At 67.2% G+C, this 15,302-nt stretch carries 12 protein-coding genes and 1 tRNA gene; 3 read left to right on the forward strand and 10 right to left on the reverse strand.

Features of this window, described 5'->3' with window-relative positions; all coding sequences use genetic code 11:
• Nucleotides 1-13: 13 nt before the first annotated feature.
• The 3 genes from ACM26W_RS19100 to ACM26W_RS19110 are packed head-to-tail and all read right to left on the reverse strand — an operon-like array spanning nt 14 to nt 3,062.
• Nucleotides 14-502 (reverse strand): cytochrome c-type biogenesis protein, encoded by a 489-nt coding sequence (locus ACM26W_RS19100; RefSeq protein WP_416138540.1) that lies wholly within the window; start codon nt 500-502, stop codon nt 14-16.
• Nucleotides 499-1,074 (reverse strand): DsbE family thiol:disulfide interchange protein, encoded by a 576-nt coding sequence (locus ACM26W_RS19105; RefSeq protein ID WP_416138541.1) that lies wholly within the window; start codon nt 1,072-1,074, stop codon nt 499-501. Before ACM26W_RS19105 ends, ACM26W_RS19100 begins: the two co-directional genes overlap by 4 nt.
• Nucleotides 1,071-3,062 carry a heme lyase CcmF/NrfE family subunit gene (locus ACM26W_RS19110; RefSeq protein WP_416138542.1) on the reverse strand — a complete coding sequence of 664 codons (1,992 nt, stop codon included), beginning with the start codon at nt 3,060-3,062 and terminating at the stop codon, nt 1,071-1,073. The genes ACM26W_RS19105 and ACM26W_RS19110 overlap by 4 nt, the downstream gene beginning before the upstream one ends.
• Nucleotides 3,063-3,371: 309 nt before the next feature.
• On the opposite strand from ACM26W_RS19110, the gene ACM26W_RS19115 reads away from it, so the two are divergent.
• Nucleotides 3,372-3,935, forward strand: coding sequence for a peptidylprolyl isomerase (locus tag ACM26W_RS19115; RefSeq protein WP_416140926.1), 564 nt, complete (start codon nt 3,372-3,374; stop codon nt 3,933-3,935).
• A 23-nt stretch (nt 3,936-3,958) separates the two neighbouring features.
• Nucleotides 3,959-4,324 carry a DUF6164 family protein gene (locus tag ACM26W_RS19120; RefSeq protein ID WP_416138543.1) on the forward strand — a complete coding sequence of 122 codons (366 nt, stop codon included), beginning with the start codon at nt 3,959-3,961 and terminating at the stop codon, nt 4,322-4,324.
• A gap of 114 nt (nt 4,325-4,438) precedes the next feature.
• Here ACM26W_RS19120 and ahpF read toward each other — a convergent pair whose 3' ends face one another.
• The 7 genes from ahpF to ACM26W_RS19155 all read right to left on the reverse strand — a co-directional run bounded on the left by ahpF (nt 4,439) and on the right by ACM26W_RS19155 (nt 14,143).
• Entirely contained in the window at nt 4,439-5,995 is a 1,557-nt protein-coding gene (ahpF, locus tag ACM26W_RS19125; RefSeq protein ID WP_416138544.1) for an alkyl hydroperoxide reductase subunit F, read from the reverse strand.
• Between the two features lie 168 nt (nt 5,996-6,163).
• Nucleotides 6,164-6,727, reverse strand: a complete 564-nt coding sequence (gene ahpC / locus ACM26W_RS19130) for an alkyl hydroperoxide reductase subunit C (RefSeq protein ID WP_416138545.1) — start codon at nt 6,725-6,727, stop codon at nt 6,164-6,166.
• A gap of 150 nt (nt 6,728-6,877) precedes the next feature.
• Nucleotides 6,878-7,282, reverse strand: coding sequence for a ribonucleotide reductase subunit alpha (locus ACM26W_RS19135; protein ID WP_416138547.1), 405 nt, complete (start codon nt 7,280-7,282; stop codon nt 6,878-6,880).
• A 295-nt stretch (nt 7,283-7,577) separates the two neighbouring features.
• A complete protein-coding gene (locus ACM26W_RS19140) occupies nt 7,578-8,627 on the reverse strand; it encodes a proline racemase family protein (RefSeq protein WP_416138548.1) in 1,050 nt (349 codons plus the stop codon).
• On the reverse strand, nt 8,624-9,817 hold the full coding sequence (locus tag ACM26W_RS19145; RefSeq protein ID WP_416138549.1) for an alcohol dehydrogenase catalytic domain-containing protein: 1,194 nt from the start codon (nt 9,815-9,817) through the stop codon (nt 8,624-8,626). The genes ACM26W_RS19140 and ACM26W_RS19145 overlap by 4 nt, the downstream gene beginning before the upstream one ends.
• Before the next feature lie 329 nt (nt 9,818-10,146).
• On the reverse strand, nt 10,147-13,812 hold the full coding sequence (gene putA / locus ACM26W_RS19150) for a bifunctional proline dehydrogenase/L-glutamate gamma-semialdehyde dehydrogenase PutA (RefSeq protein WP_416138550.1): 3,666 nt from the start codon (nt 13,810-13,812) through the stop codon (nt 10,147-10,149).
• 254 nt (nt 13,813-14,066) lie between these two features.
• Nucleotides 14,067-14,143 (reverse strand) — tRNA-Arg (locus ACM26W_RS19155).
• 243 nt (nt 14,144-14,386) lie between these two features.
• Between ACM26W_RS19155 and ACM26W_RS19160 the strand changes: the two genes are divergently transcribed.
• Nucleotides 14,387-15,253 (forward strand): c-type cytochrome, encoded by an 867-nt coding sequence (locus ACM26W_RS19160; RefSeq protein ID WP_416138551.1) that lies wholly within the window; start codon nt 14,387-14,389, stop codon nt 15,251-15,253.
• Nucleotides 15,254-15,302: the final 49 nt, after the last annotated feature.

Consider the following 15,302-nt stretch of genomic DNA (forward strand, 5'->3'; position numbering starts at 1 on the left):
CGTACCTCCGGGGTCAGTCGTCACGGCGCAGGCGCTCCAGCGCCGCACGCTCCTGGTCGGTGAATTGGGGCTCGTCATCGGGCCGAGCACGACGCCGCATCACCTGCCACCACACCAGCAGACCGCCGCCGAACAGCAGGAAGGGGCTGGCCCACAGCAGGGCGGTATTGGCCTGCAGGGGGGGCCGGTAGCGCACGTAGTCGCCGTAGCGGGCCACCATGAAGTCGACGATGGCGTCGGCGGATATATCCTCCCGGGTCATCCGGTAGACCCGTCGGCGCATATCGGCGGCGAGCTCGGCGTTGGATTCGTGGATCGTCTCACTCTGGCACACCGTGCAGCGCAGCTCCCGAGTCAGGGTCTCGTACTGCTGACGCTGGGCCTCGCTGTCGAATTCCAGCGGCTCACCGATGGCCAGCGCCAAGGCCAGCCCCGCCGGCAGCAGGGCGACGATCAGGGTAGTGGCAAGAGCGGCCAGGGCGGCGGTCAACCAGCGGCTCATGACGCCCTCCCCGCCTGCTCGGCTCTCAGTTTCTCGGCTCTCAATTTCTCGGCTCTCAATTTCTCGACCAGGGGCAGCACCTCGTCGAGGAGCAGCTGGCGGCTGAGCGGGCCGATGCGCTTGTAGCGGATGATGCCCTGGGCATCGAGCACATAGGTCTCCGGGGTGGCGTAGACACCCCAGTCGATGCCGGCATCCCCCGCGGGGTCGTAGGCGATGGTGCGGTAGGGGCTCTCGGTCATCTCCAGGTAGCGCAAGGCGGCGTCACGCTCATCACGGTAGTTGAAGGCGTGGATGGGGATGCCGCCGCGGGCCAGCTCCATCAGCAGCGGCTTCTCGGCGCGGCAGGTGCTGCACCAGGTGGCCCAGACATTGACCAGCGCTACCTCGCCGATGAAGTCCTGCTCGGTGAGCGTCACCTCCGGGTCCTCCAGGGCCTCCAACGCGAAGGCCGGCGCGTGCTGGCCCACCAGCGGAGAGGGCAGGTCCCGGGAGTTGTGGCCGAGACCCAGCAGCAGCAGGCCGAGCAGGGCCACCACCGCCACCAGGGGCAAAAGCAGCTTGAGCTTCATGAGACGGGCACCTCGTGGTTAAGGCCCGCCACGGGCGACGGCTCACGCTCACGGCGGCGTGACAGCCGATAGCGCTTGTCACAGGCCGCCAGCAGGCCGCCCAGGCCCAGCAGGATGGCGCCGCCCCACATCCAGGCCATGTAGGGCTTGTAGTAGAGGCGGAAGCTCCAGGCGTCGCCCACCAGCCGCTCACCCAGGGAGACATAGACGTCGCGGGTCGCCGCGCGATGCAGCGAGGCCTGGTGCATGGGATTCTGGGGCTGGGTGTCGTAGTAGCGACGCTGGGGCAGCAGGGTGGCCACCGGGCGACCATCGCGAGTCACCTCGACCACCGCCTGGTCGGCGTCATAGTTGGGGCCGCGCACCGCTTCCATGCGCAGCAGGGTGAAGTCGAAGCCCGCCGCCGAGGTGGTCTGGCCCGGCTCCATGCGCACGTCGCGCTCCACCTCGTAGGTGTTGACCATGGCGATGGCGACCACCACCACCGCCAGGCCCACGTGGGCCAGGTGCATGCCCAGGAAGCTCGGACGCAGCACCCGGCGCAGCCGAGTAGCCAGGGGCAGGCGTCCGGCCAGACGCCTGCGGATATCGAGGGCCGCGGTGAAGATGATCCAACTGCCCAGCATCAGCGAGAGTGCAGTGAGCGGACGCCAGGCACCCATGGTCAACGGCCAGAGGCCACCGGCCACCACGCTGGCCAGCAACACCCAGCGCAGCTGGCGCACCACCTCGGCGGGGCTGGACTGTTTCCACATCACCGTGGGCCCGAGCCCCACCAGCAGCAGCAGCGGCAGCATCAGCGGGGCGAACACGGTATCGAAGTAAGGGGGCCCCACCGAGATCTTGCCCAGCCCGAAGGCGTCGAGCACCAGCGGGTAGAGGGTGCCGATGAACACCGCGGCGAAGGCCACGGTGAGCAGCACGTTATTGGCCAGCAGCAGCGACTCCCGGGAGAACCAGTGGAAACCGCCGCCCAGGCCGACCCTGGGCGCCCGCCAGGCGTAGAGGGTCAGCGAGCCGAGCAGGGTCGCCGCCAGCATGGCGAGCAGGAAGACGCCGCGGTCCGGGTCGGTGGCGAAGGCGTGCACCGAGGTGATCACCCCGGAGCGCACGATGAAGGCCCCAAGCACGGTCAGCGCGAAGGTGATGATCGCCAGCATCAGTGTCCACACCTTCAAGCCGCCCCGCTTCTCGGACACCGCCAGGGAGTGCAGCAGCGCGGTAGCCGTGAGCCAGGGCAGGAAGGAGGCATTCTCCACCGGGTCCCAGAACCACCAGCCGCCCCAGCCCAGTTCGTAGTAGGCCCACCAGGACCCCATGGCGATGCCCAGGGTGAGAAACACCCAGGCCACCATGGTCCAGGGCCGCGACCAGCGCGCCCAGGCGGCGTCCAGCCGGCCGCTCATCAGCGCCGCCATGGCCAGGGCGAAGACCACCGCGGTGCCCACATAACCCATGTAGAGCAGCGGCGGATGCAGGATCATCCCGGGATCCTGAAGGAGCGGGTTCATGCCGCGGCCGTCCACGGGGCCTGGCACGAGGCGCTCGAAGGGATTGGAGGTGAACACCGTGAAGGCGATGAAGGCCACCGAGATCATGCCCATCACCGCCAGCACCCGGGCCAGCATCTCGCGAGGCAACGAGCGGCTGAAGCGCGCCACCGCCACCCCCCAGGCGCCGAGGATCAGCACCCACAGCAGTAGCGAGCCCTCGTGGCCACCCCACACCGCGGTGGCCTTGTACATCAGCGGCTGACTCAGCGCCGAGTGGCTGGCCACGTAGCGCACGCTGAAGTCGCTGGCGACAAAGGCCCAGGTGAGCACCCCGTAGGCGATGGCCAGGAAGACGAATTGGCCGCTGGCCAGGAAGCGCCCCGTGCGCATCAGCCGCAGGCTGCCGGTCTGGGCACCCACCAGGGGCAGCACGCTCTGGATCAGCGCCAGGCAGAGCGCCAGGATCAGCGCAAAGTTACCGAGTTCCGCCACCATCTGCTGCACCCTCCTGCCGCGGGTGACGCCCGGCCGCCCGGCCGGGCCTGGATTCATCGGGCCGGCGGCTGGCGCCGACCCCCATGCAGAGGATGGTCGGGGAATCTCCCCATAAGATCCATACTCGATACCTCTTTTCGGGCCGGGCTGTGACCCACGTCAAACATTGCTGGACGCTGCCTCAACGCCCGCATCAGACGGACGCTGACAGGGCCGCGGCGGGGCCTTATGCTGGGGGGCCTGTTTTCCTGACCATCGATTTTCACAACCATGGTGACCCGCCCCGTGAAACGTTCGCTGATTCCCGCCCTGCTGCTTGCCGCCGCCCTGCCCTTCGGCCTTGCCCTCACCACGGCCCAGGCCGAGGAGGCCACTCCCGACGTCATCCTGCACACCAGCCACGGCGCCATCGGCATCGAGCTGTTCCAGGCCGAGGCCCCGGAGAGCGTCAACAACTTCCTCAACTACGCGCAGGCGGGTCACTACGACGGCACCATCTTCCACCGGGTGATCGACGGCTTCATGATCCAGGGTGGCGGCTTCGATGAGGAGATGCGCCAGAAGTCGACCCGCGACCCGATCACCAACGAGGCGGACAATGGCCTGAAGAACCGCCGCGGCACCCTGGCCATGGCCCGCACCGGTGCCCCCCACTCCGCCACCGCCCAGTTCTTCATCAACGTGGGCGACAACGGCTTCCTGGATCACGTCAGCCCCCAGTCTGGTCAGACCTGGGGCTATGCGGTGTTCGGCCAGGTGGTGGAGGGCATGGAGGTGGTCGACGCCATCCGCCGCCTACCCACCGGCAGCCGCGGCCCCTTCCAGGACGTGCCTCGTGAGCCGGTGATGATCGAGCGCGCCGAGCTGCCCTGAACCGCCCCCGCAAGGAGCAAGACGTGGCAAGACTGCTGTTCCGGCTGGGCAACGTGCCCGACGCCGAGGCCGAGGAGGTACGCGCGCTGCTCGAGACGCGCGGCTTCGACACCTACGAGACCCGAGCCGGCTTCTGGGGCCTCGGCGTGGCGGCGATCTGGCTGCATGACGAGAGCCAGTATGAGGCGGCCCGCGAGGCGCTGGACGCCTACCAGCAGGGCCTCAGCGAACGGGTTCGCCAGGAGCGCGATGCGCTGGCCGAGCGCGGCGAGGCGCCGACCCTGTGGCGGCGCCTGCGGCATCACCCCATACGGATGCTGCTGGTGGCCGTCGCGGTGGGGGTGATCCTGGCCCTGACGCTGCTGCCCTTCCTGGGCCTGATCGACTGACGCCTCGGCCACGCGCACCCTTCCTGCTACCAGAGACGACGACGCCCCCGCAGGCCTGGCCTGCGGGGGCGTCGTCGGGATGGGGACCCGGGCAGCGGTGTCCGGGCCCGCCGATCAGCTGCGGATCAGGTGGTCGAAGGCGCCGAGTGCGGCCTTGGACCCCTCGCCCATGGCGATGATGATCTGCTTGTAGGGCACGGTGGTCACGTCACCGGCGGCGAAGATGCCGGGCACGCTGGTCGTGCCGTGGGCATCGGTGATGATCTCGCCGCGCGGGGACATCTCCACCGGGGAGCCCTTGAGCCACTCGGTGTTGGGCACCAGGCCGATCTGCACGAAGATGCCCTCCAGGTCGAGCGTCTTGAGCTCGCCGCTGGCACGCTCCTCGTAGCTCAGGCCGTTGACGCGAGTACCATCGCCGTTCACTTCGGTGGTGCGGGCGCCGAGGAGTATGTCGACGTTGGGCAGGCTCTTCAGCTTCTTCTGCAGCACCGCATCGGCGCGCATCTCGTCCATGAACTCGATCAGGGTCACGTGGGCCACCACGCCGGCCAGGTCGATGGCCGCCTCGACGCCGGAGTTGCCGCCGCCGATCACCGCCACGCGCTTGCCCTTGAACAGCGGGCCGTCGCAGTGGGGGCAGTAGGCCACACCCTTGTTGCGGTACTCGGCCTCGCCGGGCACGTTCATCTCGCGCCAGCGGGCGCCGGTGGCCAGGATCAGGGTCCTGCTCTTCAGGCTGGCGCCGGACTCGAACTGCACCTCGTGCTCACCGCCTGGCTGGGATGCCGGTACCAGCTTGACCGCACGCTGCAGGTTCATGATGTCGACCTCATACTCCTTGACGTGCTCCTCCAGCGCCGCGACCAGCTTGGGGCCTTCGGTGTGGGGCACGGAGATCAGGTTCTCGATGGCCATGGTATCGAGTACCTGGCCGCCGAAGCGCTCGGCGGCGATGCCGGTGCGAATGCCCTTGCGCGCGGCATAGATCGCCGCCGCGGCGCCGGCGGGACCACCGCCGATCATCAGCGTATCGAAGGCGGCCTTGTCGTTGAGCTTGGCGGCCTCGCGCCTGATGGCACCGGTGTCCACCTTGGCCAGGATCTGCTCCAGGCTCATGCGGCCCTGGTCGAAGGGCTGGCCGTTGAGGTAGATGCTGGGCACCGACATCACCTGGCGTTCCTCGACCTCGTCCTGGAACAGGGCGCCGTCGATGGCCACGTGGCTGACGTTGGGGTTGAGCACCGCCATCAGGTTGAGCGCCTGGACCACGTCCGGGCAGTTCTGGCAGGAGAGCGAGTAGTAGGTCTCGAAGTGCAGCTTATCTTCGAGGCCCTGGATCTGCTCGATCACTTCCTGGCTGGCCTTGGGCGGGTGGCCACCCACCTGCAGCAGCGCCAGCACCAGGGAGGTGAATTCGTGGCCCATGGGGATACCGGCGAAGACGATGCCCATCTCCTGGCCGGGGCGGTTGAGCGCGAAGGACGGCCGGCGCGCATCCTGGCCATCGGTGTGCAGTGAAATCTTGTCGCACAGGGCGGCAATATCGGTCAGCAGACCGTGCAGCTCCTGCGACTTGGCGCCGTCATCGAGGGAAGCGACGATCTCGAACGGCTGGGTGACCTTCTCCAGATAGGCTTTGAGCTGGCTTTTCAGATTGTCGTCCAACATGACAGCGGGTTCCTTCATGTTCGCGAAACGGGGTCACAAGGGGGCCTTGCGAGCGCCGTATGGCGTCGCCGAAGGCTGTCTTGTGAGGGGGGTAATCGCACCCGGGCAGGACTGCCCGGGTGGAGGGCAACGAGGCCCGGGGCGGGGCCTCGCGGCAGGGGGGGGCGCTTAGATCTTGCCGACCAGATCCAGTGACGGAGAAAGGGTCGCTTCGCCTTCTTCCCACTTGGCCGGGCACACTTCGTTCGGGTTGTTGCGAACGTACTGGGCGGCCTTGACCTTGCGCAACAACTCCTCGGCGTTACGGCCGATGTTGCCGGCATTCAGCTCGACGATCTGGATCTTGCCGTCGGGGTCGACCACAAAGGTGCCGCGGTCGGCCAGGCCGGCTTCTTCGATCAGCACTTCGAAGTTGCGCGAGATCTGCAGGGTCGGGTCGGCCAGCATCGGGTAGGTCAGCTTGCCGATGGTCTCGGAGCTGTCGTGCCAGGCCTTGTGGGTGAAGTGGGTGTCGGTAGAGACGCTGTAGACCTCGACGCCCATCTTCTTGAGCTCTTCGTACTTGTCCTGCAGGTCACCCAGCTCGGTGGGGCAGACGAAGGTGAAGTCGGCCGGGTAGAAGAAGAAGATGTTCCACTGACCCTTCAGGCTCTCCTCGGTGACATCGACGAACTCGCCGTTGTGGTAGGCGGTAGCTTTGAACGGCTTGACTTCGGTGTTCAGCAGGGACATTCGGACATGCTCCTTTCGACTTTGGTATAAGGGGTGGCTGGAATACGGAGCCATGGTAGCCCGCATCCGCCGATAGCGTAAATTGAATGGTGGCATGGACCCGATAATTCAACCCTATGAGCCCGGGTCCCGGGGCCAGAGCAGGCGGTGTCAGCCGATCTGCACCGCCTCGCCCTGGCGGTCCAGCGCCAGGAAGGCCTCGACGTTGCCCATCTTCAGCGACTCCACCATACGCTCGAGCTGGGCCTCGGCCTGCTCCGCACTCGGCGCCTCGCCGCCGCGGCCGGAGAGCGCCCCCACGAAGACGATGTCCCACTCGATGCCCGTCGCCTTCGACTCCGCCACCAGGGCGGCCATATCGCTGAGCTCGTCGGGCGCCTTGTCGACGCACAGCGCCGGGGTCAGCACGCCGCCCTCGCCCTGCTCGAAGTTACGGCGCTGCTCGGGCGTCGGATTGTCCGGCAGCTCGGCGCGGGTGAAGACGAACAGCAGGCGCTGGGTGTCGGGCTGCAGGCGAGCCTCGTTGAGCAGGTCGGCAAAGTTGGTAATGGCCAAGGGGGACCTCCATGGCGAAAGCGTGATGGATGGGCGCCAGCCTGCCCCCTTTCGCGCGAGCGCTCAAGGGGCAGGCGGGCGAATCGGCCACGTCAAGGTGCAATCGGCAAGGATGCAGAGCTATTGCCATTGGCTGGCCCGCTCAAGGCTGTTCCGGCGACTGGCCTTCGAGGGGGCGCCATGAACCCTTCCCTGGGGGCTACCTAGACCATCCCTGGTCCACGGACCCCCTCTACGACCAGTCCCCGGCGCCTCTCGCTAGGAGTTACTCCGATAGCTTGTGCTCAACTCATCCTTACCGGGCGCTGAGGACAGGGCGCAGGTCACTGCACTCCACCAGGGGGTCGTCGCAGTTGACCACCACCTCGGTGTGGCCCAGCACATAGGCCTTGCCGGTGATGGTGTTCTCCACCACGGTATGGGGCCCCTCCTCATGGGTGCCGGTGAAGGTGCCGATGAAGCCGGTCTCGCGCAGAGAGACGGTCTCCAGCCTGTCACCCGGCTGGATACGCCCCTCGTGGTTCATCAGCGCCAGCCGCGCCGAGGTGCCGGTGCCGGTGGTGCTGCGGCAGATCACCCCCGGGTGCACGTAGGTGGTGGAGCGCGAGCGGAAGAAGCCGTCGGTTATTGGCTCCACCGGCCCCATGAAGTGCAGGAAGGGCAGCGGACCCACGTCGCCCAGGGTGTAGTGGGAGAAGCCGCGCTCGGCCTGGATCGCCTCGACGATCTTATGGGCACAGTCGGCCAGGGCCCGCTCCTCATCCAGAGTCAGCGAAAAGCCCAGCTCGGTGGCGTCCACCAGCGCATAGAAGCCGCCGCTATAGGCCACCGAGTAGGTCACCTCGCCCAGCCCCGGCACCCGGATGCTGGCCCGGTGGGTATCGATGTAGCTGGGCAGCCCCTCGCAGGTGATTGCCTCCACCACGCCGTTCTCCACCCGGGCCTCGATCTTCACCCGACCCGCCGGGGCCTCTAGGGTGAAGTGCTGCACCCCCTCCTGCTTGGGGACGATGCCGGCCTCGAGCACCGCGGTGGCGGTGCAGAGGGTGTTGGAGCCGGAGTAGATCGGGTAGCCCATCACCTCCATGATGATGTAGCCCGCCGCGGCCTCGGGGTCGGTGGCCGGCACGACCAGGTCCACCGACATCTCGGGGATGCCGTAGGGTTCGAAGAGCAGCAGCTTGCGCAGGCCATCGGCGTCATCGCGCAGGTACTCCATCTGGGCCCGCACGGTGTCGCCGGGCAGCGGCTCGATGCCGCCGAGCACGATGCGGCTGACATCGCCGCCGGCGTGAGTATCCATCATCTGGAAGGTGAGCGGACGGACGGTCAGCGGCGGATTCATGAGCGCGGCTCCTGGGGGGATGAGACAGGGGCGAGGGCGAAGGGGGCGCCGTGCTCGTCCCACTGGCTGTCGGGGACGATGACGATCTTGCCCAGGAAGTTACTGCCACGGCTGACGAAGTAACGCTCCGCCGCGTGCAGCTCGGAGAGCCGGAAGGCGGCATGGAGCACCGGCCTGAGATCACCCGAGCGAATCCACTCGATCAGCTGCTCGGCCTCCTCGCGGGTGCCGTGGGAGACCCCGAAGAGCTGCACCTGGTAGAGGTAGATGCGTGTCCACAGGATCTCCGAGATATTGCCGCCGCTGGCCCCGGCGATGGAGAGCCGCGGATAGGTGGTGCGGGCCTTCATGTCGAAGATCATGGTGTCGATGAACAGGTCGGTCATCTCGCCACCGACGAGATCCATCACCGCATCGATGGGGGCATCGCCGGTGGCCTCGCGCACCCGCGCCACGAAGGTGGCCAGGTCGCCGCGATCGATCACCGTCTCGGCGCCAAGCGCCTTAAGCACCGCGGCCTTCTCCGGTTGGCTCACCGCATAGGGAATCGCGCCGACGGTGCGACACAGCTGGATCAGCGCGGTGCCCACCCCGCCGCTGGCACCGGTGACGAGAATTCGCTCGCCGGTGCTGACGCCTGCCGAGGTCATCATATGGTAGGCGGTCTGATAGGAGCACATGCCCATGGCGGCGAGTTCGGCATCACGCAACTCGGGGTTGGCAACGTGATGGAACTGGTCCGACGGCACAACGACATACTCGGCGAAGCCGCCGTCGGCGCCGTGGCCGTAGTAGTCCGGGGTCAGGTTGATGTCGCGGCGGGCATCGGCATAAAGGTTGAAGTCGAGCAGCCCGCGCTCACCGATGCGAGCCGGGTCGACGCCCTCGCCCACCGCCGCCACATGCCCGGCGATATCGGCGCCCTGGATGCGCGGGAAGGTCAGGGTCGGCTCGCCGCCCATGGCAAAGGAGGTCACCTCGCCCTTCTTCACCGGATAGAGCCCCTCGCGAGCCTTGCGATCGGTGTTGTTCTTGGCGGTGGCGGTGACCCGCACCAGCACCTCGCCCGAGCCAGGCCGGGGAACGGGCACATCGTCATGGTAAACCAGCCTGTCGACGTCGCCATGCCCGGTCAGCAGCATGGCCGACATGGTGGCGGGAACGGTCGGGTCGGGGGTATCGCTTGCCATCTGCTGCATCCTCTTGCAGGGCTTACTTGCAGGGCTTACGGCAGCATGCCGGAAGCATGAATGCTGAGCGAGACGATAGCAGAGCCCCTCGGGTTGACCGAGGGGTTCGCCACGTATTCCCGCCACCCATCCTTTCTGTTCTTGCGGCCCACGGGTTGCGATTCTTTCGGCGCGCCCCGCCAAGCGAGTGCTCAGGCAGCAGGAGAAGAGGTAACGACTGGAGTGGAAGCTGCCCCTCAAGGAGCAGCAAGAGTGGGACCGAAAACGCCGGGGCTCAAGGCCCCGGCGCATTGGTGGGAATCGCGTCATCCTGCTTGACGGCGTCGTATCTACTCGGCCGTCGCCAGCAGGCTGGCGTTGCCACCCGCGGCGGTGGTGTCGATGCACAGATGGCGTTCCACCACGTAGCGTTCCGGCGAGATGGTCTGGGTCTCGAGGGGCACGATGGCGCCGTCGCGCTCGGCGAGTGCGAGGCGCAGCGCGCGGGTCCAGTCGCTGTCGCCGGCCGCGGCCACCGCCGCGATGCCTCTGACCTCGCTCAGCGTCTCGGCGGCAACGCTGCCGTCGAGCGCGGCGACGGGCGCCCCGGCATCGCTCAGCGGCTGGACGGCCTTTGCCGCACCCGGAGCGACGAGCACCGCCGCACAGCCCGCGCCGAGGGCCTGCGCCGCCTGGGCCACGGCAATGTCGAGGGTGGGCCCGAGGCAGAGCACCGGTCCCTTCGGGTACATCGCCAAGCGGTTGCTTTCCCCCGTCGGCCCCGGCAGCGTCTGCGGCGTCATGTCGATGGCCGCGGTCTCGGCGAGCGCCTTGCGAACCACGCCACCCATGCCGGAGAGCGCCTTGCGCAGCACTTCGACCCGATCGCGACGCGCCGCCCAGTTGCGCGCATCCAGCCCATCGAGGGCCGACTGGAGATCGCCCAGCGTCACGGCCTCCCCTTTCGGCCCCTCGTGGCGCTCCGCCTTGGCCGTTCGGCGAAACCGGGTGACATAGAGCGGGCCGCCGGCCTTGGGCCCGGTGCCCGAGAGGCCCTCGCCCCCGAAGGGCTGGGAGCCGACGATGGCACCGATCTGGTTGCGGTTGACGTAGATGTTGCCAACGTGGATGCGCTCGACGATCTGCTGTACGCGGTCGTCGATGCGGGTATGCAGGCCAAAGGTCAGCCCGTACCCCCTGTCATTGATCGCGTCGACCACCTTGTCGATATCTCGCGCCTTGAAGGTGGCCACGTGCAGGATCGGACCGAAGATCTCGCGCTCGAGGTCGGCGATGCCTCCCACCTCGACCACGGCCGGGGTGACGAAGGTGCCGATGTCCGGCGCGGACAGTTTCTTGATCACCTTGCCGGCCTTTTCCTGCGCCGCCACGTAGGCGCTGATGTCGGCCTGGGCCTCGGCGTCGATCACCGGCGAGACGTCGGTATCGGTATTCCAGGGATCACCGATGGTCAGGGCGTCCATGGCGCCGTCGAGCATGTTGAGCAGCCGGTCGCGCGCCTCTTCCTGGACGTACAGCATCCTCAGCGCCGAACAGCGCTGGCCAGCCGACTGGAAGGACGAGATCAGGATGTCGCGCACCGCCTGCTCGGTCAGCGCCGAGGAGTCCACGATCATGGCATTCAACCCGCCAGTCTCGGCGATCAGCACCGCATCCGGGCCCGCGTTCTCCGCCAGGGCCTTGTGGATGATCTGCGCCACCGGAGTCGAGCCGGTGAAGCACACCCCGGCAATCCGCGGGTCGCTGGTCAGGGGTCCGCCGACCGTCGGCCCATCGCCGGGCAGCAGCTGCAGCGCCGCTTCGGGCAGGCCCGCCTCGCGCATCAGCTCGACGGCGCGGGCGGCGATCAGGGGCGTCTGCTCGGCGGGTTTGGCGAGGACAGCGTTGCCGGCCGCCAGCGCCGCCGCGATCTGGCCGGTGAAGATGGCCAGCGGGAAGTTCCACGGACTGATGCAGACGAAGATGCCGCGGGCGCTGCCGGGCTCCTCCGCCTCCAGCCGCTCGCCCTCGTTGGCGTAGTAGCGCAGGAAGTCCACCGCCTCGCGCACCTCGGCGATGCCGTCGAACATCATCTTGCCGGCCTCGCGGGTGGCGATCACGGTCAGCTCGGCGATGTGTTCCTCGTAGAGGTCGGCGGTCCGACGCAGTACCTCGGCGCGCCCGGCGGCCGAGCGCGCCGACCAGTCTCGGTAGCCGTCTTCGGCGGCGTCGAGAGCGGCCGCCACCTCCTCCGGGGTCGCCTCATGCACCTGGCCGACCACGCGGGAGCCATCGGCGGGGGAGAGGGCATCGCGAGCCTCGCCCTTTGGCGCCGGGCGTCCCGCCAGCATGGGCCCCGCCGTCCAGGTGGTGTCCGCGAATGCCTCGCGCGCCTCCAGCAGCGGCAGAATCGAGGCGGGCTCGTTGATCCGATAGCCCTTGGAGTTCTTGCGCTCGGGCGCGAACAGCTCGCCGGGCTGGCGGATCAAGGGGCTCGAGATAACCTCACCCAGGCGCTGCATCTCCGCTACCGGGTCCTTGGAGACCTCGCTCGGGGGAATCGAGCCATCTACCACCTGGTTCACGAACGAGGAGTTTGCCCCGTTCTCGAGCAGGCGGCGCACCAGGTAGGCCAGCAGGTCGCGGTGCGCGCCGACCGGCGCATAGAGGCGGCAATGCGTGCCTTCCGACTCCTTGACGATGTGGTGCAGCGATTCGCCCATGCCGTGCAGGCGCTGAAACTCGTAGCTGTCCTTGTCGTCGCCCGCCATGGCGACCACGGCGGCGCAGGTGTGGGCGTTGTGGGTAGCGAACTGCGGATAGATGCGGTCGCGCCGGTCGAGCAGCATCTGGGCGCAGGCCATATAGCTGACGTCGGTGTTGACCTTGCGAGTAAAGACCGGGAAGGTCTCGACCCCCATCTCCTGGGACAGCTTGATTTCGGTATCCCAGTAGGCACCCTTGACCAGCCGCACCATGATCTTGCGGTCGTACCGCTCGGCCAGTTCGTAGAGTGTCTCGATCATGGGCGCGGCGCGGCGCCCGTAGGCCTGCACCACGACCCCGAAGCCGTCCCAGTCGTCGAGGCTGGGATCTGACATCAGCGCCTCGATCACGTCGAGAGACAGGTCCAGGCGGTCCTGCTCCTCGGCGTCGATATTGAAACCGATATTGGCCTTGGCCGCCTGCTGCACCAGTTCCTTGGCGCGCGGCACGAGTTCCGCCATCACCGTGTCGCGGTGAGTGTATTCATAGCGGGGGTGCAGCGCCGAGAGTTTTACCGAGATGCCGGGGCTTCCGCGCACGTCGCCCTTGGCCTGCTTGGCGATGGCGGTGATCGCCTTGGCGTAGGCCTCGTGATAGCGGACGGCATCCTCGTCGGTGCGCGCCGCCTCGCCCAGCATGTCGTAGGAGTAGGTGTAGCCCTGCTTCTCGAGCTCGCGGGCATTCTTCATGCCCTCCTCTATGGTCTGGCCGAGCACGAACTGGCGTCCGAGGATCTTCATCGACCGACCGACCGCGGTACGCACCACCGGTTCACCCATGCGGCGCACCAGGCCGCGCAGCGCACGCGCCGGGCCCTTGGGATCGTCTTCCAGCACCTTGCCGGTCAACATCAGCGCCCAGGTCGAGGCGTTGACCATCGACGACGAGGACTTGCCCAGGTGCGCGCCCCAGTCGGACGGCTCGATCTTGTCGTGAATCAGATCGTCGATGGTTTCCGCATCGGGCACACGCAGCAGCGCCTCGGCCAGGCACATGAGCCCGACACCCTCCGCAGTCGAGAGCCCGTATTCGGCCAGGAACGCCTCCATCATCGAGGGCTTCTTTTCCTTGCGCACACGTTCCACATACTTGGCGCCGACATCGGCTACCCTCTTGCGGTCGTCCTCCGACAGCTTGAGTCGTTCCACGAGCGCGCCAAGCACGTCAGCCTCGCCGGCGGAGTAGTTAGCGCGGATCCGCGAGCGCAGTTCGTTCACGTCACCATCCAGATGAGGGTTTGCTTCGTTCATGATCGATACCCTGATTAGCTACTCGAGACGCATCTTCGATGCACCGGCCCAGATGCCGTCGTCATGGTAAAAGGCATTCATCTAGCGTAGGCGTCGTGGCCGGAATGGCACCCACGGGTCTGTGGACACTCTATCAACGGACGACCCGCAGGGCCCTGACGGCGGGCCTGGAACCTAAGGTGGAACCTGAAAAGGCATCAACGAAAAACGGCCACCGCGATGATTCGCTAAGTGGCCGTTTTTACTGGTGTTCTTGGCGCGCCCAGAAGGATTCGAACCTTCGACCCCTGCCTTCGGAGGGCAGTACTCTATCCAGCTGAGCTATGGGCGCGCATTGCCCGGTGCAAACACCAGGCGGTCGACATCCTAACCGCCACGACTGGCAGCTGTCCAGCGCGGGTGGGCTCTGCGGCGAGCCGTCTCATGCCAATGGCGGGGGGATGGGCATTTTCCTGCCGCCCGGGATGTCGGTATACTCATCTTCATTATGCGCGTCACGGCGACATCGGGCCGCGTCGGCAATTAGGCCAGCGCCGCGAATGATTAACTACAGGACCGTCAAGAGGTGGTGAGAGTGAATTCCAGCAAGCTGATCATGGGGTGCCTGGCCACCCTGGGCCTGACCGCCGGCCTGGCTACCGCCCAGGCCAACGTCGACCGTGACGCCATCGCCGAGCGTCTCAAGCCGGCAGGCCAGCTCTGTCTTCAGGGCGAGGACTGCGGCACCGCAGCGGCAGCCGAGGCCGCGCCGGCGGCCAACGGCGGCATCGACGGTGGCGATATCTACAACCGCGTCTGCATGGCCTGCCACGAGACCGGCGCCGCCGGCGCTCCGGTGCGCAGCGATGAGGACGCCTGGGCGGCCCGCCTCGATCAGGGCTGGGATACCCTGCTCGACCACTCCATCAACGGTTTCAACGCCATGCCGGCCCGTGGCGGCAACCCCAACCTGTCGGATGACGAGGTCGCCGCCGCTACTGCCTACCTGCTCGAGCCGGTGATGGACGTGCCGGAGCTGGGCGGCGCGGAAGAGGCACCCGCCGAGGAAGCGCCGGCCGAGGAAGCGCCGGCCGAAGAAGAGGCCCCGACCGAAGCCGCTGCCGAGGAAGACGCTGTCGCCGAGGACGAAGCCACCGCCGAGGCAGCGGATGATGCCGCCACCGAGGAAGCCGCCGACGCTGCCGGTCCCTCCCATGCCGGTATCGACGGCGAGGCGATCTATAACCAGGCCTGCATGGCCTGCCATATGACCGGTGCCGCTGGTGCCCCGATCAAGGGTGATGCCGATGCCTGGTCTGCTCGCCTCGAGCAGGGCATGGAGACCCTCTATGACCACTCCATCAACGGCTTCAACGCCATGCCGGCCAAGGGCGGTAACATGAGCCTCTCCGATGACGACGTGAAGGCCGCTGTGGACTTCATGGTCGAGGCGGTGGAGTAAGCTTCCGGCAGCCGGAAAGCCAGGAACATCTGCGGGGCGTCTCAGGGCG

The organism is Halomonas sp. HK25, assembly GCF_047795635.1.
Taxonomy (GTDB): domain Bacteria; phylum Pseudomonadota; class Gammaproteobacteria; order Pseudomonadales; family Halomonadaceae; genus Halomonas.